The 21599-nt window shown below is 40.7% G+C and carries 25 protein-coding genes and 2 pseudogenes; 25 read left to right on the forward strand and 2 right to left on the reverse strand.

Features of this window, described 5'->3' with window-relative positions; genetic code table 11:
• Window positions 1–75: 75 nt before the first annotated feature.
• Entirely contained in the window at window positions 76–456 is a 381-nt protein-coding gene (locus ACFPZG_RS12465) for a rhodanese-like domain-containing protein (RefSeq protein ID WP_283732185.1), read from the reverse strand.
• A gap of 424 nt (window positions 457–880) precedes the next feature.
• On the opposite strand from ACFPZG_RS12465, the pseudogene ACFPZG_RS12470 reads away from it, so the two are divergent.
• From ACFPZG_RS12470 to ACFPZG_RS12490, 5 genes and pseudogenes are all read left to right on the forward strand, one after another.
• Window positions 881–2320: pseudogene (locus ACFPZG_RS12470) on the forward strand (vitamin B12-dependent ribonucleotide reductase); the annotation flags it as partial.
• A gap of 256 nt (window positions 2321–2576) precedes the next feature.
• Window positions 2577–3695 (forward strand): annotated as a pseudogene (locus tag ACFPZG_RS12475) (vitamin B12-dependent ribonucleotide reductase); the annotation flags it as partial.
• Window positions 3696–3980: 285 nt separating this feature from the next.
• Entirely contained in the window at window positions 3981–4613 is a 633-nt protein-coding gene (locus ACFPZG_RS12480) for a hypothetical protein (protein ID WP_317940744.1), read from the forward strand.
• 98 nt (window positions 4614–4711) lie between these two features.
• Entirely contained in the window at window positions 4712–4936 is a 225-nt protein-coding gene (locus ACFPZG_RS12485; protein WP_283732183.1) for a DUF4362 domain-containing protein, read from the forward strand.
• On the forward strand, window positions 4926–5105 hold the full coding sequence (locus tag ACFPZG_RS12490; RefSeq protein WP_283732182.1) for a hypothetical protein: 180 nt from the start codon (window positions 4926–4928) through the stop codon (window positions 5103–5105). Before ACFPZG_RS12485 ends, ACFPZG_RS12490 begins: the two co-directional genes overlap by 11 nt.
• Window positions 5106–5253: 148 nt before the next feature.
• On the opposite strand, the gene ACFPZG_RS12495 is transcribed toward ACFPZG_RS12490, so the two are convergent.
• A complete protein-coding gene (locus ACFPZG_RS12495) occupies window positions 5254–6234 on the reverse strand; it encodes a DUF1385 domain-containing protein (protein WP_317940743.1) in 981 nt (326 codons plus the stop codon).
• A gap of 212 nt (window positions 6235–6446) precedes the next feature.
• Here ACFPZG_RS12495 and ACFPZG_RS12500 point away from each other — a divergent pair, with 212 nt between their 5' ends.
• The 20 genes from ACFPZG_RS12500 (at window position 6447) to ahrC (ending at window position 21590) form a co-directional block, all read left to right on the forward strand.
• Complete coding sequence (locus ACFPZG_RS12500) at window positions 6447–6866, forward strand: hypothetical protein (protein ID WP_283732181.1); 420 nt, start codon at window positions 6447–6449, stop codon at window positions 6864–6866.
• 68 nt (window positions 6867–6934) lie between these two features.
• Window positions 6935–7381 carry a type II 3-dehydroquinate dehydratase gene (gene aroQ / locus ACFPZG_RS12505; RefSeq protein ID WP_283732180.1) on the forward strand — a complete coding sequence of 149 codons (447 nt, stop codon included), beginning with the start codon at window positions 6935–6937 and terminating at the stop codon, window positions 7379–7381.
• Window positions 7378–8436 (forward strand): M24 family metallopeptidase, encoded by a 1059-nt coding sequence (locus ACFPZG_RS12510; RefSeq protein WP_283732179.1) that lies wholly within the window; start codon window positions 7378–7380, stop codon window positions 8434–8436. Before aroQ ends, ACFPZG_RS12510 begins: the two co-directional genes overlap by 4 nt.
• Window positions 8437–8458: 22 nt before the next feature.
• The gene (efp, locus tag ACFPZG_RS12515; protein ID WP_283732178.1) at window positions 8459–9016 is read left to right on the forward strand and encodes an elongation factor P; all 558 of its coding nucleotides are present in this window, start codon (window positions 8459–8461) and stop codon (window positions 9014–9016) included.
• 115 nt (window positions 9017–9131) lie between these two features.
• Window positions 9132–9341, forward strand: a complete 210-nt coding sequence (locus ACFPZG_RS12520; RefSeq protein ID WP_301243517.1) for a SpoIIIAC/SpoIIIAD family protein — start codon at window positions 9132–9134, stop codon at window positions 9339–9341.
• Between the two features lie 2 nt (window positions 9342–9343).
• Window positions 9344–9721, forward strand: a complete 378-nt coding sequence (locus ACFPZG_RS12525; RefSeq protein ID WP_317940742.1) for a SpoIIIAC/SpoIIIAD family protein — start codon at window positions 9344–9346, stop codon at window positions 9719–9721.
• Window positions 9722–9736: 15 nt separating this feature from the next.
• The gene (locus ACFPZG_RS12530; protein ID WP_283732176.1) at window positions 9737–10636 is read left to right on the forward strand and encodes a stage III sporulation protein AE; all 900 of its coding nucleotides are present in this window, start codon (window positions 9737–9739) and stop codon (window positions 10634–10636) included.
• Window positions 10637–10883: 247 nt separating this feature from the next.
• On the forward strand, window positions 10884–11309 hold the full coding sequence (locus ACFPZG_RS12535) for a hypothetical protein (RefSeq protein ID WP_283732175.1): 426 nt from the start codon (window positions 10884–10886) through the stop codon (window positions 11307–11309).
• Window positions 11296–11829, forward strand: coding sequence for a SpoIIIAH-like family protein (locus tag ACFPZG_RS12540; protein WP_283732174.1), 534 nt, complete (start codon window positions 11296–11298; stop codon window positions 11827–11829). The genes ACFPZG_RS12535 and ACFPZG_RS12540 overlap by 14 nt, the downstream gene beginning before the upstream one ends.
• A gap of 143 nt (window positions 11830–11972) precedes the next feature.
• On the forward strand, window positions 11973–12485 hold the full coding sequence (accB, locus tag ACFPZG_RS12545) for an acetyl-CoA carboxylase biotin carboxyl carrier protein (protein WP_283732173.1): 513 nt from the start codon (window positions 11973–11975) through the stop codon (window positions 12483–12485).
• A 14-nt stretch (window positions 12486–12499) separates the two neighbouring features.
• Complete coding sequence (gene accC, locus ACFPZG_RS12550) at window positions 12500–13846, forward strand: acetyl-CoA carboxylase biotin carboxylase subunit (protein WP_283732172.1); 1347 nt, start codon at window positions 12500–12502, stop codon at window positions 13844–13846.
• Window positions 13847–13878: 32 nt separating this feature from the next.
• Window positions 13879–14280: an Asp23/Gls24 family envelope stress response protein gene (locus ACFPZG_RS12555; protein WP_283732171.1), complete on the forward strand. Its 402-nt coding sequence runs from the start codon at window positions 13879–13881 to the stop codon at window positions 14278–14280.
• A gap of 113 nt (window positions 14281–14393) precedes the next feature.
• Window positions 14394–14774 carry a transcription antitermination factor NusB gene (gene nusB, locus ACFPZG_RS12560; RefSeq protein ID WP_317940741.1) on the forward strand — a complete coding sequence of 127 codons (381 nt, stop codon included), beginning with the start codon at window positions 14394–14396 and terminating at the stop codon, window positions 14772–14774.
• A 24-nt stretch (window positions 14775–14798) separates the two neighbouring features.
• A complete protein-coding gene (gene folD / locus ACFPZG_RS12565) occupies window positions 14799–15674 on the forward strand; it encodes a bifunctional methylenetetrahydrofolate dehydrogenase/methenyltetrahydrofolate cyclohydrolase FolD (protein ID WP_283732170.1) in 876 nt (291 codons plus the stop codon).
• A gap of 103 nt (window positions 15675–15777) precedes the next feature.
• On the forward strand, window positions 15778–17145 hold the full coding sequence (xseA, locus tag ACFPZG_RS12570; RefSeq protein WP_283732169.1) for an exodeoxyribonuclease VII large subunit: 1368 nt from the start codon (window positions 15778–15780) through the stop codon (window positions 17143–17145).
• The gene (gene xseB / locus ACFPZG_RS12575; protein ID WP_283732168.1) at window positions 17135–17377 is read left to right on the forward strand and encodes an exodeoxyribonuclease VII small subunit; all 243 of its coding nucleotides are present in this window, start codon (window positions 17135–17137) and stop codon (window positions 17375–17377) included. The genes xseA and xseB overlap by 11 nt, the downstream gene beginning before the upstream one ends.
• Window positions 17370–18257 carry a polyprenyl synthetase family protein gene (locus ACFPZG_RS12580; RefSeq protein ID WP_283732167.1) on the forward strand — a complete coding sequence of 296 codons (888 nt, stop codon included), beginning with the start codon at window positions 17370–17372 and terminating at the stop codon, window positions 18255–18257. The genes xseB and ACFPZG_RS12580 overlap by 8 nt, the downstream gene beginning before the upstream one ends.
• Window positions 18258–18386: 129 nt before the next feature.
• The gene (gene dxs / locus ACFPZG_RS12585) at window positions 18387–20288 is read left to right on the forward strand and encodes a 1-deoxy-D-xylulose-5-phosphate synthase (protein ID WP_317940740.1); all 1902 of its coding nucleotides are present in this window, start codon (window positions 18387–18389) and stop codon (window positions 20286–20288) included.
• Entirely contained in the window at window positions 20285–21106 is an 822-nt protein-coding gene (locus ACFPZG_RS12590) for a TlyA family RNA methyltransferase (RefSeq protein WP_283732166.1), read from the forward strand. The genes dxs and ACFPZG_RS12590 overlap by 4 nt, the downstream gene beginning before the upstream one ends.
• Window positions 21107–21140: 34 nt before the next feature.
• Window positions 21141–21590 carry a transcriptional regulator AhrC/ArgR gene (gene ahrC, locus ACFPZG_RS12595; RefSeq protein ID WP_283732164.1) on the forward strand — a complete coding sequence of 150 codons (450 nt, stop codon included), beginning with the start codon at window positions 21141–21143 and terminating at the stop codon, window positions 21588–21590.
• Window positions 21591–21599 lie beyond the last annotated feature (9 nt).

Raw genomic sequence — 21599 nt, forward strand, 5'->3', positions numbered from 1 at the left:
GTCTCCATTCATTTTTTAGTTATAGAAAAAGTTCCTCCAAAGGAAGAACTTAAACTGGTTGTATTTTGTATTTAGTTACTTGCTTTTCACTTTTCCTGTCCAAGTGCGGAACCCGCCTTGCAATTGGTAAAGTTGAGTATAATCCTTTTTCTTAAGGAATAAAGCAGCACGGGAACTTTTCCCAGTGTTTTGGTCATACAAGTAAACAGGCTTGTCCGGACGGATCTCTTTGTAGCGCTGACGAAATTGGGAATAAGGGATATTACGTGCACCTAAAATATGTCCCGCTTCATAATCCTTGGGCTCTCTAACATCAACCAATTGGGCTTTACGGTACCCTTCGATAAATTGCTCTTGCGTTAAATTGGTAACAGCTTTTCGTAAACGGACCATTGTGATTACGATATATAATATCAAAATTAGTAAAACTGCACCTGAAACATAATAATTACTCACAACCGCTTTCCCCCTTCTATATATAGTTTTATTATATAGAATGACTGTCACTTGTTCAATGGAAATAAAACAATGGTAATTTATAAAACCGCCATTTGTCGAAGTTTGTAAAAATCAATACTTATACGTATGAAGACTTCATGGTATTATAGAAATATTGTTTTGAAAAATGAATGGTGTAAAACTCCGTGTGTAAGCGGGCGATAGTTTAGTCCTTAATGAGGTGTTGTTCAGATTCAGAACGGCGAATAGACTGGAACTTTCGGATTATTTTTCAATGCAAACTGCATGATATCAACTTTTTTATTTCTCATGTCGAAATGTTTTTATTGCAGCGTGTTTCAATATGTAGTAGATTAGGGAATAGATTCAACACAACATGTTGTGTTGCTATAAAATATATCACCAGAAGGAGGATGCGTTAATGGTAATTGTTTCAAAGCATCAAGAACCGATTCTGGACAAGACGCGGTTGAATGCAGATATTGTCGAATTCCCGCAAGTACATCCAATTACAGAAGATATGAAAATCGAACACAGTGGGGTATCCCGACTTGTCATGATTGACCGGTATTCCTTCAAGGATATCGAAAAGAAAACACTTAAAGTTGGTGATTTCGTTGTTCTGACAGTGAAGGAAGATCCGAAATTTCCAGCAAGAGGGCTTGGCTTCATCACAGCACTTGATGAAAAGAATCGAAAAGCAGATATTTGGATCGAAAAAGAATACCGTAGTGCAATCGACAATCCCGAAAGCATGGAAACCGGAATTATTACAAGACCAATCGATGTGATTGAAAAACCACTTGAAGTGTTCTACGAACAGATTGCTAAACGGAATGCAACAGGGCTTGCATCTGTTGAAAAGACAGAAGAACAACGTAAAGCATCTTTCGACAAGTTTTACGGACAATTGTCGAATTTGAATTTTATCCCTGCAGGCCGTGTATTATATGGAGCCGGTTCGGGTACTGAAGTAACGTTTTTCAACTGTTATGTAATGCCGTTTGTTGCGGATTCACGCGAAGGCATTTCTGATCACCGTAAGCAAGTAATGGAAATAATGAGCCGTGGCGGCGGTGTTGGAACGAATGGTTCGACATTACGTCCAAGAAATACATTAGCACGCGGCGTCAACGGAAAATCATCCGGGTCAGTATCATGGCTCGATGACATCGCAAAATTGACACATCTTGTCGAACAAGGTGGATCAAGACGTGGTGCCCAGATGATTATGTTGGCGGACTGGCACCCTGACATTTACGAATTCATCATTTCGAAAATGCAAAATCCAAGGATTCTGCGGTATCTTATTGAAAATACAGAAGACGAATTGATTAAGAAACTTGCAAATGAAAAACTGAAATTCAAACCGCTTACTACACAAGAAGAAGCGATGTACCAAGGAATCCTTAATTATCGGACAATCCCTGGTATGGGCGGTTTCAACGAAGCAATCTTAAGAGACGCTGAAACAAAATTACGTGACGGAGGAACTTATTCCGTTAACAATCCAGAGTTCCTAACTGGTGCTAATATTTCAGTTACATTGACAGATGACTTCATGAAAGCTGTGGAACAGGACGCTTATTATGAGCTTCGTTTCCCAGCGGTTGAGAAATATTCTCCTGAAGAAATGGCAACGTATAATGAAGAATGGCATAAAGTTGGAGATGTAAGAGAATGGGAGCGCCAAGGATATGAAGTCCGTGTATACCGGACGATTAAAGCACGCGCACTTTGGGATCTTATCAACATTTGTGCAACGTACTCTGCAGAACCGGGAATTTTCTTTATCGACAATGCGAACAGCGAAACGAATGCAAAAGCTTACGGCCAGCAAGTCGTAGCGACAAACCCGTGTGGTGGACTTCGCCTCACGTTAAAAATTGCGGGATGAAGCGGGGAAGCTGAGAATGCCAATCCGAACCGAAGGCTGAAGGTAAAGCTTCAGTCAGGGGCAACGCATACCTGGTGATCCTGTTTTACATAGTAAAACAGACTATAATCCAGGCACGAGACCGCAAGGCTGTATTAAACAGTCAAAATGTATGCTGAACTTACAGGAAAACGAACTGTAAGAACTGAATGGATAAAAAACCTTCAGGATAACAAAATTGGAACAACCATTAGCACCATATTCGGTTTGTAACCTTGCTGCTGTAAACCTTGCAGAATTCGCTGATAAAGAAACGAAGACAGTAAACTACGATAAATTGAAAGAAACTGTTCGTGTCGGTGTCCGCATGCAGGACAACGTAATTGACGCAACACCTTATTTCCTTGAAGAAAACAAAGTACAAGCCCTTGGTGAACGCCGTGTAGGACTTGGCGTTATGGGACTTGCCGATCTTCTTATCTACTGTGAAAAAGAATATGGTTCAGAAGAGGGCAACGAACTTGTCGATAAAGTTTTCGAAACGATTGCGACAACCGCTTACCGGGAATCAATTGAACTTGCAAAAGAGAAGGGAAGTTTCCCATTCCTTATTGGCAAGACAGACGAGGAAACAAAAGCGCTTCGTGAAGCATACATCAACACAGGTTTCATGAAAAAAATGCCGGAAGATATCCGTGAGGCAATTCTTCAACATGGAATCAGAAACTCCCACTTATTGACAGTTGCACCAACTGGATCCACTGGAACCATGGTTGGCGTTTCTACCGGCTTAGAACCATACTTCTCCTTCACTTATTACCGTAGCGGACGTCTCGGGAAATTCATCGAGGTGAAAGCGGGTATCGTCGAAGAATATTTAAAACGTAATCCAGAAGCAGATCCGGACAATCTTCCTCATTGGTTCATTTCATCAATGAGTTTGGCACCGGAAGCGCATGCTGATGTACAATGCATTATCCAGCGTTGGATTGACAGCTCGATCTCGAAGACTGTTAACGCACCACGCGGTTATACAGTCGAACAGGTAGAAAGCGTATATGAGCGTCTTTATAAAGGCGGAGCGAAAGGCGGTACTGTGTATGTCGATGGCAGCCGTGACTCGCAAGTACTAACGCTGAAAGCTGAAGAAAACGAAATGGATTCCGATTATGTTGAAGAAGTTGTCGAACAACGTAAAGTCGTACTCGTTAATACGATTCAGGACCTACGTTCAACGAATGTCACAATCGGCTCTGAAGTGGGCGATACATGCCCTGTATGTAGACAAGGCACCGTTGAGGAAATGGGCGGCTGTAATACATGCACGAACTGTAATGCACAGTTGAAATGTGGATTATAATCACAGGAACTAAAAGCATCCCAGTTCCTTTTTACAATTAAATAAAGAAATTGAATTAAATGTAAAAATCGTCCTTTCTAATATGGGTTGGCTGACTCCATTATAAGATAGGACGATTTTTTTGCGTTTTTTAAGTTAGTTTCTACGCTACCTTCATCAAACAAGCCTGATTGCAAACAACTAAGAAACTTATTTAATCTTAATCCGTCTAACCATTCAAGAGGAATTATGTGAGAATAAATACTAATCGGAAAAATAGAGTCCAACTTGAAAGGATTGGTTACATTGAAAAGTAGATATTTGGGCTGGAAAAGTATCCCGATACTAGTTATGGTATTCATACTTACTGCTTGTACGGGAGAAATAAGGCCTTCCGATAATACGAAAAAGGAGGCCGTAAAAGTTGACGCGGTTTCGTCTACTTCATCGGGTCAGAATACGACCGATGTTGAAATTCGCCCTGCTGTAAAAGATGTTGAGCTGCTAACATCTAAGGGGAATCAGTCCCTAACGGCTACTCTACAACATGGGAAAGGATTTTCTTTGTATGTTTTTGAGAACTTTACATTTAATGAAGCGACAGGTCGTCTATCATTGAGTAGTAACCCAGAATATTACGTTGATATTGAGTCACTGCCATCCGAAGATGATTTAGCTCAACTTGAAGTAGCAGGTGAGGAAGAGTTAAGTCAGATCGGTGAGGTGTTTAATTACAGCGGTGAGTTGGTTGAACATCCCCTTGGTTTCGCGGATCTCTACCTTCAAACCTCCGGAGAGGGTGGCATTAGCGATTATATTGTGTGGAAATCGGAATCGGGCGCTGCATTCTTATTCCGTCTTCACAATCCGAAAGGGGTGGAGGCATCTGATTTTGCTGGACCAATTCTCGTTTCCCTTTCAACCGTACAAAGCGAATAAAACATTGCACTTTCTGTACTATTTGAAGAAAATCGACCCTTGAACTAACGAGTATATCAGAAAAGTGAATCGTCAAATAACTAATGAGGGGGGATGGTATGAGAAGATTATTTATTTTAGTAGCAGTACTTAGTTTTGCGCTATTTGGATGTAACCAAGGTTCTTCAAATCAAATTGAGGAAGTTGTAAATAGTCATAATGACATTAAAAACTTGGAGGGTTTAGATAAATTTGTTGAAAGTGTAGAAAATCAAAGTGATGCAAAAATAAACTATATTCAGTATGGTATAGGGACAACGTGGCGTCAAGACATTGGCGTTTGACGGAAAGAGCATTAATGTTTCACAAAGTGTAGATGGTGAATTTATTGAGGAATATGATTGCCAAGGGTTAACAATTGAAATAGAGAAAGATATAAAACAATATATTCTCAGAGATTGTAGTGGAAGTTTTAATGGTGATTCTGTATTGTTATCAATCCCAAATAAATAAATGGCGCTTTACTTAAACAAACAAAATGAAGTAATTGGTAAGTCGGGTTATACTTCAATTATCTTAAAGGCAATGAAGAGCAACCACAGTAATTCATATCTGTTCGATATAAAAAGGAAGTGTCCATTTATCGGGACACTTCCTTTTATTAATTGACCGGAACTGTAGAATTTTGCACTTTTGCATCCGTCGATTTTAAAATCTCGACATTTTCAATTCCTTGCTCTTCAATTTCCAATAACTTATTAAAAGAAGCGATTGCCACTTCTACTTGATTATCCTCGGGTTCTTTTGTAGTCAATAACTGAAGCCACAAACCAGGGTATCCCAAATACTTCAGTACTGGAATATTCCGGAGGCTATTCGTAAATTGTAACACTTCGAAAGATACACCAATCACGACTGGGATTAATAAAATTCGATTGACAATCCGTAGCCAGAATGGATCTGTTGGAACAAGGAAATAGATGAACATCCCGACAATAACGGTGAATAATAAAAAGCTACTTCCGCAACGGAAATGCAGGCGTGACTGCGACTGTACATTTTCCACAGTCAACGGTAATCCGTTTTCATAAGTATTGATTACTTTATGCTCCGCACCATGATATTGAAACACGCGTTTGATAAGAGGTGTCATCGATATAAGAGAAATGTATATCAATAACAACGCAAGCTTGAAGAAGCTTTCCAATAGAATCTGTGCTGTTTTACCGGGAGCTATAAAATCTAACATTTGTGCCAAAAACACGGGAACTAAAGTAAAAGCGAACTTTCCGAACAAGAATGATAGAACACCCACTGCCGCTACACCTAAAACCATAGCCAACTTTGAAGATTCCTGTTCTTCCACAACCTCTTCTCCAGGCATCACGTCATACCGTTCATTTGCGAACGTTAAGTGTCTGGATCCAATGCCTGCTGATTCGACCAATGCTACAATTCCTCTGATAAAAGGTATTTTTTTAAGCTTCGTAGAGATTGGCTTCTGTTCTTTCGGAACATAAAAGTAATCCAGTGAATCATCTTTACGTCTAATTGCTGTCACCGTATGGTTCTTGCTGCCAAACATTACACCTTCTATAAGGGCTTGGCCACCATATGTAGGCGGCTGTTGCTTTTTGGTCATAATTTACCCAACACCTTCTTTTTTTAAATGAGAATCGCATGTACCGCAATCATTGCGATTGAAATTTTAATCGAATCGGAAAGCCTTATCCGCTATTGTGATAACAACTATCTTATCATATTATTGTACAAAAAATCGCATCATTACACCACCTTTTAGGTTTAAAAAACCTAATCTTTCCCGACACTTCTTTTAAGGAGGAATTACAAAATATGAGCAGAACTATGGTATGGACAACTTTATTTGCAGCTTTATTTACATTAATCTCTTTAAAATCATTGCATTTTTTCAATTTCATAAAATGGTCACCTGTTGGTTGGGCGGAAAAATGGTTAATTTTTGGTTCCAAACATGAAGCGCCGAAATGGGCACTATTATTTGTTATTCTACTAATCGCTTTCGGTATTTTTTATTTGGTTTCAAAATTAACAGTCAGCATTTCGCCAGCCATTACAGCTATAGTTATAAGTGTGATTTGCGCAGTAGCCCTCGAGTGGGTCATTTTCTCACCAACATCTCTATCGGAAGGTGTCAAGTCGATTTCAATTCCATTCCTTTCAATTATTGCGGTTGTCAGCAGATTCGTAACAGGTACGGCCGTTTACGAGGTGAAATCTTCAAATAACGACTAAAAATAGGTTGCGACAATGTAGCGATGTGATAAAATGGGAAAGAAAATGGTGAGAGGAATGGTGCGGCGGTGAAACTGCTAGTTCTGAATGGACCGAACTTGAATAGGCTTGGAAAAAGGGAACCGGATATTTATGGAGCAGAGACGTTGGCGGATGTCGAACAAAAACTGCAAACAATTGCTTCAGAGAGCTTCGTTGAACTTTTCTTTTATCAATCTAACAGCGAAGGCGCCTTAATTGATAAAATCCATGAGGCATATGACTTCGGTTACGACGGAATTATTTTTAATCCAGGTGCTTACACACATACAAGCATTGCAATAAGGGATGCTATTGCTTCGGTGGATATTCCGGTTATCGAAATCCATATTTCAAATATACATAGTCGGGAGCCATTCAGACATACTTCTTTAATCGCTCCAGTGTGTATCGGACAGTTATCCGGTTTTGGCACAAGCGGTTATGAGCTTGCACTCCAAGCTTTCCTTCTCCGTAGAAAAGGGGTAAAGCTATGAAACTGTCAAAATTACGTGAATCACTGAAGAAAAGTGGAATCGATGCATTATTGGTAACAAATCCTTATAACCGACGTTATATTACCGGATTTACAGGCAGTGCTGGGGTGGCTGTCATATCTGCTGAAGACGCTGTATTTATCACGGATTTCCGGTATACAGAACAGGCGGCTAAGCAGGTGCAAGGGTTCCGTATCCTGAAACACGAAAAGACACTCATTGAAGAGGTTGCTGTGCAAGTTAAAGAAATGAATGTTAACACGCTTGGATTTGAAAAAGATAATCTTACATTTGGTATGTATGACACGTACAATGAAAAAGTAGATGCGGAATTAAAACCGGTATCCGGTATCATCGAAGAGCTTCGGATGGTAAAAACTACAGAAGAAATTGAAATTCTCAAGCAAGCAGCGAAAATTGCAGATGACGCATTTGCGCATATTTGCACGTTCATAAAACCAGGTGTAACAGAGCTTGAAGTATCTAACGAACTTGAAATGTTCATGAGAAAACAAGGTGCTACATCATCATCTTTCGATACGATTGTAGCTTCAGGTGAGCGGGGAGCTTTACCACATGGTGTCGCTTCCGATAAAGTCATTGAGTCTGGTGACATGGTCACTTTAGATTTTGGGGCTATTTACAACGGTTATATTTCAGACATTACTCGAACAGTTGCAGTTGGAGAACCGTCTGAAAAAATGAAAGAAATCTACGAAGTGACACGTGCCGCACAACAAATGGCTTTAGAACAGATCAAACCGGGTATGACTGGTATAGAAGCTGATGCAGTGGCGCGAGACTACATCAAGTCAAAAGGTTATGGCGATGCATTCGGACATTCGACTGGACATGGTATTGGTTTAGAGGTCCATGAAGGACCAGGATTATCATTCAGATCGGAAACTGTTCTTGTTCCGAATATGGCAGTAACTGTTGAGCCAGGGATTTACCTACCAGGAATTGGCGGTGTCCGTATTGAGGATGATATAATTATCACCGAAGAAGGAAATGTCCGTTTGACACATTCACCAAAAGAATTAATCATCCTATAACGAACATAATGGAGGAAACAGAATGATTTCAGTAAACGAATTTAAAACAGGTCTTACCATCGAAGTGGACGGGGATATTTGGCGCGTCATTGATTTCCAACACGTTAAGCCAGGAAAAGGTGCTGCATTTGTCCGTTCAAAACTACGTAACCTGCGTTCCGGAAACGTGAATGAAAAGACATTCCGTGCGGGTGAAAAAGTGGCAAAGGCACAAATCGACAACCGTCGCATGCAATACTTATATGCAAACGGTGACGACCATGTTTTCATGGATAATGAATCATATGAGCAAATCGAATTGCCTTCAGGACAAATCGAAGAAGAATTGAAATTCTTAAGAGAAAACATGGAAGTTCATATCATTTCCTACAAAGATGAAATCCTTGGGGTTGAACTACCTGCAACAGTAACTCTTGAAGTAACTGAAACTGAACCGGGCATCAAAGGCGACACTGCAAGCGGCGGCTCCAAGCCTGCAACACTCGAAACAGGTCTCATCGTACAAGTACCATTCTTCGTCAACGTTGGTGACAAACTAATCATCAACACAGAAGAAAGTGAATACGTATCAAGAGCATAATTAATTTTAAAAAACACTTCGTTTCCTAAATTAGGAAGCGAAGTGTTTTTGCGTTTATGCTTATCATATTTCACCACGCCCTTTCATAAGTTGTTACATGAAGGGGGAACCCGAATTGGAATTGAATGATTTACTGAGAATAGCCGGTATTGGATTGGTCATTGGATTTTTACACGTTTTCTTCGAACAGACCGGTAAGAAGGAGTTCTCATTCTTTCTTTTCTTCGTAGCCTATATTTACATTGCCGCTGAAATGATCCGTTTCCTCAGAATTTTCTTCTTAGAAATCGCTGAGTTCTTTCAATGGCTTTCTCTGGCATTCTAAATATGGTTACACTCTTTCAACTGATTGTCATTTATCTCCTTCTACTAACCGTGTCATTTGTCACCAAAAGTTTACAACCGATCATTTACGCAGCCATTTTTTTCATCTTCCTGTCGTATGTCGGTATGACAGTCATCGTACCTTTCGGAAAAACTTTTATGCAGCTATTCGCCCCAATACCGGGTCCATTTGTGAAGTTACTGATCGGAAGTGTCCTTCTATTCTACTTCTCGGAAATAATTGTAAAACATGTATCAGAAGCAGGGTACGACTCAATAGCAAAAGTAGCTCATTTCGCTGTCAAAATCGTAATTTTATCACTTTGGCTACCACAATTATCAGCGTTAATTGAATCACTATCCAAATTTATTATTAAATGATCGGATGAAGAATCCATGATAGCTATGCTTGAATCCGTAATCGGAACTGTACTTTCCAGTTTTATCGTCGTTATTATTTCCTCTTTTATGGTATTAGTATTGGATTTTCTATTTCCTTCGTTCAGTAAATGGACGAGAATGTTTCTTTTTTTCATTGTGCTCACAGTTGTCCTTCAACCGGCATTCGAGCATTTTCAAATGATAAGGTCCATTACACAAAATATCGCATCCATGTTCATCTCAATCTATCCATTATTGACGGCAAGCATAATTGCTTCTGGAGGTTCATTCAGTATGTTGAATTTCCAGCCAGCTATGTTGTTATTCGCGAATGGCGCAGTCATACTGGCAGATAAAATCCTGATTCCATTATTGTCCGCTACGATGCTGTTTGACATCCTGTCGAGACTAAATCCTTCAATCCCTTTTACGAAGATGGCCGACTTGTTACGGACATCCCTTATTAGCCTTGTATCTGCAATGGTTGCTGCTTATTCAATCTTCATCACAGCAGGAGGAACAATATCATGGGCATTGACAGGTGTAACAAGCGAACCGATAAAGGAGTTGATCCGTCAAAACATTCCACTAATTGGTTCGTTCATGACGGATAGTTTGGGGGCTATCGGACGTTATTCCTCAGGAGCAAGTGTGTTCATCGGGGCGTGGCTAATTATTACAATCTGGTCTGTTGCCCTATTGCCGACGCTAAAGACCTTGCTGACAGGCTTTCTTTATCGATGGACGGCAGCAATCATTGAACCATTTGCGAACGAAGAAATCACAGGCATACTCGATGACATCGGCAAGACATTGTTTGTACTTTGCGCCGTCTCTTTCTTGGTCGCATTCGCGTTCATCTATACCGCGCTATTTACAGTCATCCTTGTCAAATTAATAACAGTTGTGAAATGAAATGAGGGGTGGCTTGCAGGGGTTTTTAAGCGGATTACTATTACTCTGCATTTTATCTTCCGTCTTGTCACTTATATTGCCCGGGGAGCTGGAAGATGAATTTCTACCTTTAATGAAGATGGCTATAGGAATTTGGATCATTCATTCTATCACCACAATTTTTGGTCATAGCCTCTTCTGAACAAGCATATCATGCAACATAGATGACACGAACCATATCCGGCTCGAAGAATGAAATGGTGATTATATGCAAAAACCAAAACGAAAACTTCATATGCTCTTCATCGGAACGCTACTCGCGATCCTCATAATTTTCATCAATTCTACAATTGGTTCGATGGGAGGGGGAAATAAGAAAGGGGAGGAGAGTCGAGAGGTTTCTGCACTTGAACAAGCGTTGATGAAAATTGAAGGAATTGGGGAAGTGTTCATCTACACACATTCTGAACCGAAAGATGAGTCAAGCCCATTAACAGATTACTTTTCAGTATCCGGCACCAAGTCTGAAAAACAGAACCCGTTGCAAGGGATCCTCGTCGTTGCGGAAGGTGCGGACAATCCCATGACGAAAAACAAAATCAAACGAATCTTATCGGCGGTTCTCCAATTGCCAGAACATCGGATTGTCGTCGAGGAAATGAATAAAAGGGGGATATATATTGAAAGCGAATAAACGAACTGTCTGGTTCCTAACTCTACTAAGTCTCGTAGCGGTGATCTCAATCTATTATTTGAAAAAGGAAGCACCGATGGATTTAGATGCAATGGCAATTTTTGGAGATAATGATAAAGTTACAGTTTCTAAGCCGGATGTCGAAAGTGCAATAAAACCTGTCTATGCGGACGCCATGCAATTTGAGGAAATGAGAATGAATTTGATGAATGAAAGAAGCACGGAGAAAGCCCTGTTGACGACAAAAATGTTAGATTCAGCTTTGTCAGCAGAAGATAAAATAGCGGCATATGAGGAATTAAATGAACTCAACAAACAGACATCTGCGGAAGAAATGATGGAGATTCAAATAAGAAACCTTGGCTTTCCTGATGCATTTGTAAAAATGGAAAAGGGCAAAGTAACTGTTACTGTCATTGCTGAAGATGGACATTCATCTAAAATGGCGGCAGAAATCACACAATATGTAATGACGAGCTGGGAAAATGCACGTACTGTCCAGGTTGAATTTATGGAATAATTCTAAGACTAGGCCCTAAAAGGGTCTTTTTCTTATTAACCGACTCTTTTTCGAAGTAAATCGACTATATCTATTTCAATATGTATGAAAAACGTCTAAAATAGATGTAGTATAGAAAAAAATTAGAGTCAGGAGAATTGTCAATGTTGAAAATTCAAGAAATCCGAGAAATCATTAAATTAATCGACCAATCCTCAATTGAGAAATTTACATTTGAATCAGAAGGCACGAAGATAAAATTGGAAAAAGGTAATTCGAATGCACATGTGCAAACGGAACAAAAAAATGCGGAACCAGTTAAACAAGAAACACCGGCAACGCAAGAAGTTAAACAAGATGAGCCTAAACAAGAAAAAGTTGAAACAACAAACAACGAGAATATATCGAACTCATCTGCCGCAGCAGTTGATCCTTCTTTACACAAAATCACATCTCCGATGGTCGGCACATTCTACCAGTCTTCATCACCGGATACACCTTCATATGTTAAAAAAGGGGACTCCGTCAGCCCAGAGAAAATCGTTTGTATCGTAGAAGCGATGAAGCTCTTCAATGAAATCGAAGCTGAAGTGTCCGGAGAAATCGTGGAGATTCTTGTGGAAGACGGTCAATTGGTTGAATACGGACAACCTCTCTTCCTCGTCAAACAAAACTGAGGGGGGTTACAGAAATGAAAAAAGTATTGATAGCTAACCGCGGGGAAATTGCAGTAAGAATTATCCGCGCATGCAAAGAGATGGATATTAAAACTGTGGCAGTCTATTCAGAAGCTGACCGAGAAGCTCTACACGTTGAGCTTGCAGACGAAGCATATTGCATTGGTCCGAAACTTTCTAAAGACAGCTACTTGAACTTTTCCAATATTATTAGCGTAGCCAAATTGACTGGCTGTGATGGAATTCATCCGGGTTATGGTTTCCTCGCAGAAAATGCAAGTTTCGCTGAACTATGCGAAGAAGTGAATATCGAATTCATTGGCCCAACCTCGGATGCAATTTCGAAAATGGGAACGAAAGATGTCGCGAGAGAAACGATGAAACAAGCCGGAGTTCCGATTGTACCAGGATCCGACGGCCTTGTTGAAGATGAAATCGAAGGGCTTAAAGTAGCTAAAGAAATCGGTTTCCCAGTCATCATTAAAGCAACTGCAGGTGGTGGTGGAAAAGGGATCCGTGTTGCAAGGGATGAAGATGAGTTAGTTAAAGGCATCAAGATCACCCAAAAAGAAGCTGCTGCTGCATTCGGTAATCCAGGAGTATATCTTGAAAAATATATAGAGGTTTTCCGCCACGTAGAAGTACAAGTTCTTGCGGATAAGTATGGCAATACCATTCATTTAGGTGAACGTGATTGCTCAATCCAACGACGAATGCAGAAGCTTGTAGAGGAAGCTCCATCCCCAGCATTAACTCCTAAAATCAGGGAGCAGATGGGTGACGCGGCAGTTAAGGCTGCTAAGGCAGTTAATTACCGTGGAGCGGGAACTGTTGAATTCATATTCGATCATATTAATCAAAAGTTCTATTTCATGGAAATGAACACACGTATCCAGGTAGAACATCCTGTCACAGAGATGATTACTGGAATAGATTTAATCCAACAGCAATTAAAAGTTGCTGCGGGTGAGAAGTTAGCCTTCCGTCAAAAAGATATTAAAATCAATGGATGGTCAATCGAATGCCGTATAAATGCAGAAAACCCATCGAAGAATTTCATGCCGTCCCCAGGTAAAGTTACAATGTATATGCCTCCAGGTGGATACGGAGTAAGGGTTGACTCAGCGGTTTATACTGGATATTCAATCCCGCCTTTCTATGATTCAATGGTCGCAAAACTCATCGTCCATGCCGATACTCGTGAAGAAGCGGTAGCAAGGATGAAACGTGCACTTGACGAATTCATTATTGAAGGCGTGGAAACTACTGTACCGTTCCATTACAACCTAATGAACAACGAAGTGTTCAAATCCGGCGACTTTGATACAAAGTTTCTTGAGAAATACTCCGTAATGGAATAAAAGTAATTTTAGATAGTAGGAGGAGAAGTGGAATGGCTGATAAGACAAATCCTTCATTTGCTGGAAAGAGTTCAAATGGAGACGCGGTTTTAGGACGCGTCCAGTTAGCTCCTGAAGTCCTCGAAGTAATAATTGGCATCGCTACAAACGAAGTAGAAGGTGTCGCAACAACAAAAGGCAATTTTGCAACAGGGGTAGCAGAAAAGTTCGGAAAAGTATTTCATGGTAAAGGTGTTAAGATCGATTGGATCGAAGATAAGCTTATTGTCGATGTTTATTGTGTTGTCCAATACGGCTACCCAATACCTGAAGTAGCTACGGAAATTCAAAAACAGATCCGTCACACCGTACTCAATATGACTTCACTTGAGACTAAAGAAATAAATATCCATGTAACAGGTATCGATTTTGATGTAACAGAGGATAACGAATAAGAAGAAAAGCATCGTCCATCGGATGGTGCTTTTCAACTTGTCCTGCTATATCTTCATCAACCGAATATGCTATGATATAGCCCAAGAGATATAGTAGCGAAGGAGACAAATTTATGAAACGAAGAGAAGCACGTGAAAAAGCGGTACAAACCCTTTTTCAGCTGGATAACACAGAAATGTCAATAGAGGAAGCGATAACGTATATAACAGATGGCCCTATCGACCCTTTCTATGAATCACTTGTCAAAGGAACTACTGAATATCGTGATGAAATCGATGCGGTACTCGCAGACAAACTTGAAAATTGGTCACTTGACCGGTTGCCGAAAATTGAAAGAACGGTCCTCAGACTTGCTGTTTATGAACTTCTTCACCATGTAGATGTACCACATCGAGTAGTACTAAACGAAGCGATTGAACTTTGTAAACAATTTGGGGATGAAAAATCCGGCCGCTTTGTTAATGGCGTCCTATCTAAATTCGAAGAAAAATAACAAACTTATGTGGAGGGGAAATAGATGACTGCTCAATTAATCAATGGTGTAGCAATCGGAAAAGAACTCAGGGAGGAAATTAAGCAAGGTGTCAGCAATTTGAAATCATCTGGCACGACGCCGGGCCTCGCAGTAATACTCGTTGGAGAAAATCCCGCTTCAAAAACATATGTTAGAAATAAAGAGAAATCAAGTGCTGAAGTCGGAATAAGGTCCGAAGTGATCAATTTGCCGGCAACTGTTTCTGAAAAGGAACTTTTGGACCAAGTTGAAAAGTTGAATCAAGACGACTCCATCCATGGCATTTTAGTTCAATTGCCTTTACCAGAACATATCAATGAAGATTTAGTCATCCAAAAGATAGACCCTAATAAGGATGTAGATGGTTTCCACCCTCAAAATGTCGGTAAAATGATGATTGGACAAGTGGCATACCTTCCATGCACGCCCCATGGGATTATGGAAATGCTTGAGCGTACTGGTGTTGAAATTGCAGGAAAACATGTAGTCGTTATTGGAAGAAGTAATATAGTCGGCAAACCGATGGGACAATTGCTGCTTCAAAAAGATGCAACGGTCACATATTGCCATTCGAAAACGAAGGATCTTGCGTCCTACACAAAACAAGCGGATATTCTCATTGTTGCTATCGGCCGCGCTAAATTTGTCACGGACGAGCATATTAAAGAAGGTTCGGTTGTCATTGACGTAGGTATGAACCGAGATGAGAATGGTAAATTATGCGGAGATGTAGATTTTGAAAAAGCGAAAGAGGTAGCTTCCGCTATTACCCCTGTACCTGGTGGAGTAGGTCCGATGACGATTACAATGCTTTTGAAAAACACACTTCAAAGCGCGGAAATTGCAAGTGAAAAGAAGATGAGTAATCTTCAGGTTTGAAGATGCGTGAAGCAATTAAAATACTTATAAAGTAATGGTGTCTGGACGCTGTTTTTCGCAGGAAAGACAGCGTTTATATCGTCGGTGAACTGGAGGTGAAAAGATGACTGAAAATCCCTATCTCTCTGTATTTACATTAACAAAATACATAAAACGGAAATTCGAGGCGGATCCTTACCTTAGGAATGTTTTCGTAAAAGGCGAATTATCCAATGTTAAGATTCATCCAAGTGGGCATATTTATTTTACATTAAAGGATGATAAAAGCAGGATACAATCCGCCATGTTCCGTTCTGCAGCAAATTCACTAAAATTCAAACCTGAAGAAGGGATGAACGTCCTTATTACTGGTGACGTGAATGTTTTCGAATCAAGTGGCCAATATCAACTTTACGTTCAATCTATGCAACCTGATGGTGTCGGTGCTCTTTACCTTGCATTCGAGCAACTAAAGAAAGCGTTAGCAAAAGAAGGACTTTTCGACGAAAGATGGAAGCAAAGATTACCTTCACTTCCAAGGCGAATTGGTGTAATTACTGCACAATCTGGGGCTGCAATTCGGGATATCTGCTCCACCATACAACGACGTTATCCTTTGGCGGAGATCTGTTTATTCCCTGCTATCGTGCAAGGTCCTCAAGCTGCGCCCTCTATTGTCAAGGCAATCAGTTCAGCAGAGTCTTATGGTTCAGTAGATGTACTGATCATAGGTCGTGGTGGTGGCTCTATAGAGGATTTATGGGCATTTAATGAAGAGATAGTAGCGAGGGCGATCTTTTCATGTCGCATACCAATTATTAGTGCAGTTGGTCATGAGACGGATACGACAATTGCGGATTTTGTCGCTGACATGAGAGCCCCGACTCCTACCGCAGCGGCTGAATTAGCCGTCCCTTCGCGTGAGGAATTGTTTGAAAGGATATTGGATCGGAAACGTTCAATTTATAGGTCATTTTCACATCAAATTAAACATGAACGTAAACGACTGACAACTACTCAGCAATCATACCCGTTACAATTCCCAGAGAGACTTTATCGTCCTTTCACTGAAAAAATGGCTAACTTGGACGACAGGTTACTAAGAAACAAAAATGACATAACTGCGAATCGTAAGCACAACCATGAGCGATTGGATAGAATGCTTTCATATTATTCACCACTGCAGCGAATAAAAGAGGAAAGCAGAAATATGGACTTGTTAGTTGAAAGAATGACACGTTCAATTCAAAGCGATATGTGCAAGAATCAGGATAATTTCAATTCCATCATCAGAATGTTAAGGGCCCTAAACCCTTTGGACGTCATGGAACGCGGTTTTTCAATTGTTTATAAAGAGGGAAATGTCGTCAATTCAGTTAATAGCCTTAAAGTGGGTTCAACTGTACAAGTCCGGCTGCCAGATGGAACGGTAGAGGCGGACATCAAGTCAATCAAGATGAAGGACAAGGAGGAAGATTCAAATGAGCAATGAAACACTCCGATTTGAAGAGGCGATGTCTAAATTGGAAGATATCGTTCAAAAGTTGGAATCAGGTGATGTTCCCTTGGAAGATGCCATTACACTTTATAAAAAGGGAATGGAGCTATCTGCATATTGCCATGGGAAATTGCAGGATGCTGAAGAGCAGCTAATTACTATAATTGATAAAGAAGGGAAGCCTACTTCGTTCAATCCGGCGAAAGGACAAGATTCCGATGAATAACTATTTACAACAATTTATCTCAGAAAAGACACCCCTGATTGATGCGGAGATGAATCAATTAATCCAATCGAAAAATTCTCCGATCAATTTGAAAGACTCGATGCTTTATTCTGTCAATGCTGGCGGAAAACGGATAAGACCACTCCTTGTCCTTGCGGTTTTGGCCGATTTCGGAAAGACTACTTCGGAAGATGCTCTGAAAGTTGCTTGTGCAGCCGAACTTATTCATACATATTCCCTTATTCATGACGACTTACCTTGCATGGATGATGACGATTTCAGAAGAGGTAAACCTACGAATCACAAAGTGTATGGGGAAGCTACAGCAGTCCTTGCTGGTGATGCCTTGCAAACGGTTGCTTTTGGGATTTTAGCGTCTTTACAACATACAAGTCCTGAAAAGGTGGTTAAACTAATTGCTCTACTTGCCAATGCTTCAGGTGCAGATGGAATGGTTGGTGGCCAAATACTCGATATGGAAGGCGAAAGCTCAACTTTGACGCTTGATGAGCTTGAAGAAGTGCACCGAAATAAGACGGGCGCATTATTATCATTCTGTATTGAAGCTGGTGCAATTCTTGCTGGTGCGGATGAAGAGGAGTTGAACCAACTCCGGGAATATGCGACAAACATTGGGCTGGCTTTTCAAATCCAAGATGATATTCTTGACGTCACTTCAACTACCGAGCAGCTTGGTAAAACTGCAAACAGTGATACTGCAAGTGATAAGTCTACTTATCCATCGCTTCTTGGTCTTGAGGGTGCTAAGCAACAACTTGAAAAATATCACCAAGACGCAATTGAGTGCCTTTCCTTTATAAAAAAGGAAAACTCTATGTTAAAACATTTCGCCGACTATATCGTGCAAAGAAATGCTTGACCGTTAAAAGTTAAAATAGCCTGTTATGCTGATTTTCGCCAAAAAGTTTCTATTGAAGAGCCTTCTTGATATAATGAAAACATTACTGACGCAAACGTGGCAATCAAATTATGAAGGTGTGTGATAGTAGTGGATCTCACTCAAATAGCGAATCCGTCGTTCTTGAAAAAATTTAATAAAGAACAAATGACGGAATTGGCAAAGGAAATTCGGAAATTCCTTATTCATAACCTGTCGACGACGGGTGGTCATATTGGACCGAATTTAGGCGTTGTTGAATTGACAATCGCATTGCATAAACTGTTTGATAGCCCTCAAGATAAGATTATCTGGGATGTTGGACATCAAGCGTATGTGCATAAGATATTAACAGGCCGAGCGGGACAATTTGATACATTACGTCAATATAAGGGATTATGCGGGTTCCCGAAAATGTCCGAAAGCGCACATGATGTATGGGAAACAGGCCATAGCTCAACATCACTTTCCGCAGCGATGGGTATGGCAGCCGCAAGGGATATGCAAAGCGGCTCGAACTATGTTGTACCGGTCATAGGAGATGGGGCATTGACAGGCGGTATGGCCTTAGAAGCCTTAAATCATATTGGCCATCTTAAAACGAATATGATTGTTGTCCTAAATGACAACGAAATGTCAATTGCGCCTAACGTAGGTGCACTTCACGCTGTACTTGGAAAATTGAGGACAGCTGGGAAGTATAACAGTGCCAAGGATGAACTTGAATATCTTCTCAAAAGAATTCCAGCTGTTGGCGGGAAGGTTGCAGCCGCTGCTGAACGAGTGAAAGATAGCTTGAAATATTTGCTCGTATCAGGAGTGTTTTTTGAGGAGCTTGGATTTACTTATCTTGGTCCAATCGACGGACATGACTTTACTGATTTGGAACGAAACATCCAATACGCTAAAAAAATGGATGGTCCAGTCCTCCTTCATGTAATTACGAAAAAGGGTAAGGGATTTAGACCTGCCGAGGACGATAAAATCGGAACGTGGCATGGAACTGGCCCATATAAGATTGAAACAGGAGATTTTGTGAAATCACCGACAACTGCACCATCTTGGAGTGGACTCGTTTCTGAAACGGTTAGGAAGATTGCTCGAGAGGATAAACGTGTGGCAGCTATCACACCTGCGATGCCTGTAGGTTCGAAACTCGAATCGTTCGCAGCTGAATTCCCGGAACGCTTCTTTGATGTTGGTATTGCGGAACAGCATGCTGCAACAATGGCAGCAGGCCTGGCAACCCAAGGTATGAAGCCGTTTTTGGCAATTTATTCGACATTCTTGCAACGAGCATACGACCAAGTTTTACATGATATAACTCGTCAAAAACTAAATGTATTCATTGGAATTGATCGTGCGGGACTTGTAGGAGCTGACGGAGAAACCCATCAGGGCGTATTCGATATTGCGTTTTTACGGCATATGCCAAACATTGTTATTATGATGCCGAAAGATGAAAACGAAGGTCAGCATATGGTGAAGACTGCATTAAGTTATGATGATGGTCCGATTGCAATGCGCTATCCGCGAGGCAATGGACTTGGAGTCGTAATGGATGAAAAACTGAAAACCATTCCAATCGGGACATGGGAAGTACTTCGTGAAGGTGCAGACGGGACAATTTTGACATTCGGAACAACGATTCCAATGGCTATCGAGGCGGCTGAAACACTTTCTAAAAAAGGCATTGAAGTAAAAGTGGTAAATGCAAGGTTCATCAAACCCCTTGACACAGAAATGCTTGATGAGATATTTAAGGATGGGAAACCAATCATTACGGTTGAAGAGGCCGTATTGGCAGGTGGATTTGGAAGCGCTGTTCTTGAATATGCACATGATGTATCAATGGGGCATATTTCGATTAATAGGTTAGGCATTCCTGACGAATTCATCGAGCACGGAAGTGTTGATAGATTGCTCGAGGAAATAGACTTGACTTGCGAAAACGTTGTGAAAACTATGGAAAAATCAGTTGCCAAGACTAGTGTTGCGAGGGAAATTGTATGACAAACGGCCAACAGAAGGAGCGGGTCGATATCCTGCTTGTCCAAAGAGGGTTAGTGGAAACAAGGGAACAAGCGAAACGCTCGATAATGGCGGGAATCGTATTCTCTGCCGAAACAAGGTTGGATAAACCTGGAGAAAAGATTAAGATTGACGCCCCTTTAATCGTAAAAGGGGCGGTTTTGAAATATGTAAGCCGTGGCGGTTTGAAACTGGAAAAGGCTTTGGAATTATTTGATATGACCGTTGATGGTAAAATCGTTTTGGACATCGGTTCATCCACCGGCGGATTTACCGACTGCGCACTTCAGAATGGAGCTAAGCATTGTTATGCTTTAGACGTGGGCACCAATCAGCTTGCCTGGAAGATACGAAGTGATGATCGGGTTACGGTAATGGAGAAAACAAACTTCAGGCATGCTACTCCTGAACTGTTTAAAGACGGTGTTCCAGAAGTCGCGACCATTGATGTTTCATTCATCTCTTTGAAATTAATCCTACCTCCATTAAAACAAATTCTTGCTCACGGCGGAGATGTAGTTGCACTTGTTAAACCACAGTTCGAAGCAGGAAAGGACAAAGTAGGGAAAAAGGGAATTGTTAGGGACAAATCCGTGCATTTGGAAGTACTGCAGAAAATTGCGGAGGCTTCCTTACGGGAGGGTTTTTTACTTCAAGGCATCTCATATTCACCAGTTACTGGTGGAGAAGGGAACATTGAATTCCTTTACCATTTAAAATCGGTAAGTGAGCCGGCTATAACTTACGCTCAATCTGAATTTGAATCATTGATCGACGAGGCGCATAAAGCCTTTCAGTAACTTACAGTGATAATTAAGCAATGGAGTGATTGAAATGAATAAGGGACAACGGCATTTACGGATTCGTGAGATTATCACCAATAATGAAGTGGAAACTCAGGATCAACTTGTTGATATGTTAAAAAGTTCGGGTGTGGATGTTACACAGGCGACAGTATCCCGTGATATTAAGGAATTACATCTTATTAAAGTCCCTCTTCCTGACGGCCGTTACAAATATAATATCCCGACTGTCAATAAGTTCAATACCGAAGAAAAACTTGGACGGATGTTAAACGACGCATTCGTCAGTGTGGATAGCGCAAGTCATTTTATCATTCTGAAAACCTTGCCAGGAAACGCCCATGCTGTAGGTTCCCTTATCGATAATTTAGGCTGGGATGAAATGCTTGGAACTATTTGTGGGGATGATACTTGCATGATTATTTGCAGGGATGAGTCGCTAACTATTGAAGTGAAGTCCAGGTTATTAGCACTAATATAAGCCTGATTT

It is taken from the genome of Sporosarcina thermotolerans, from assembly GCF_042658975.1.
GTDB lineage: Bacteria > Bacillota > Bacilli > Bacillales_A > Planococcaceae > Sporosarcina > Sporosarcina thermotolerans.

Bases quoted from the DNA above. Each gene is read 5' to 3' on its own strand.
- ACFPZG_RS12485 (WP_283732183.1), top strand. From the start codon at position 4,712: ATGAGAAGATTATTTATTTTAGTAGCAGTACTTAGTTTTGCGCTATTT.
- ACFPZG_RS12495 (WP_317940743.1), bottom strand. From the start codon at position 6,234: ATGACCAAAAAGCAACAGCCGCCTACATATGGTGGCCAAGCCCTTATA.
- ACFPZG_RS12500 (WP_283732181.1), top strand. From the start codon at position 6,447: ATGAGCAGAACTATGGTATGGACAACTTTATTTGCAGCTTTATTTACA.
- ACFPZG_RS12510 (WP_283732179.1), top strand. From the start codon at position 7,378: ATGAAACTGTCAAAATTACGTGAATCACTGAAGAAAAGTGGAATCGAT.
- efp (WP_283732178.1), top strand. From the start codon at position 8,459: ATGATTTCAGTAAACGAATTTAAAACAGGTCTTACCATCGAAGTGGAC.
- ACFPZG_RS12525 (WP_317940742.1), top strand. From the start codon at position 9,344: ATGGTTACACTCTTTCAACTGATTGTCATTTATCTCCTTCTACTAACC.
- ACFPZG_RS12530 (WP_283732176.1), top strand. From the start codon at position 9,737: ATGATAGCTATGCTTGAATCCGTAATCGGAACTGTACTTTCCAGTTTT.
- ACFPZG_RS12535 (WP_283732175.1), top strand. From the start codon at position 10,884: ATGCAAAAACCAAAACGAAAACTTCATATGCTCTTCATCGGAACGCTA.
- accB (WP_283732173.1), top strand. From the start codon at position 11,973: ATGTTGAAAATTCAAGAAATCCGAGAAATCATTAAATTAATCGACCAA.
- accC (WP_283732172.1), top strand. From the start codon at position 12,500: ATGAAAAAAGTATTGATAGCTAACCGCGGGGAAATTGCAGTAAGAATT.
- ACFPZG_RS12555 (WP_283732171.1), top strand. From the start codon at position 13,879: ATGGCTGATAAGACAAATCCTTCATTTGCTGGAAAGAGTTCAAATGGA.
- nusB (WP_317940741.1), top strand. From the start codon at position 14,394: ATGAAACGAAGAGAAGCACGTGAAAAAGCGGTACAAACCCTTTTTCAG.
- folD (WP_283732170.1), top strand. From the start codon at position 14,799: ATGACTGCTCAATTAATCAATGGTGTAGCAATCGGAAAAGAACTCAGG.
- xseA (WP_283732169.1), top strand. From the start codon at position 15,778: ATGACTGAAAATCCCTATCTCTCTGTATTTACATTAACAAAATACATA.
- xseB (WP_283732168.1), top strand. From the start codon at position 17,135: ATGAGCAATGAAACACTCCGATTTGAAGAGGCGATGTCTAAATTGGAA.
- ACFPZG_RS12580 (WP_283732167.1), top strand. From the start codon at position 17,370: ATGAATAACTATTTACAACAATTTATCTCAGAAAAGACACCCCTGATT.
- ACFPZG_RS12590 (WP_283732166.1), top strand. From the start codon at position 20,285: ATGACAAACGGCCAACAGAAGGAGCGGGTCGATATCCTGCTTGTCCAA.
- ahrC (WP_283732164.1), top strand. From the start codon at position 21,141: ATGAATAAGGGACAACGGCATTTACGGATTCGTGAGATTATCACCAAT.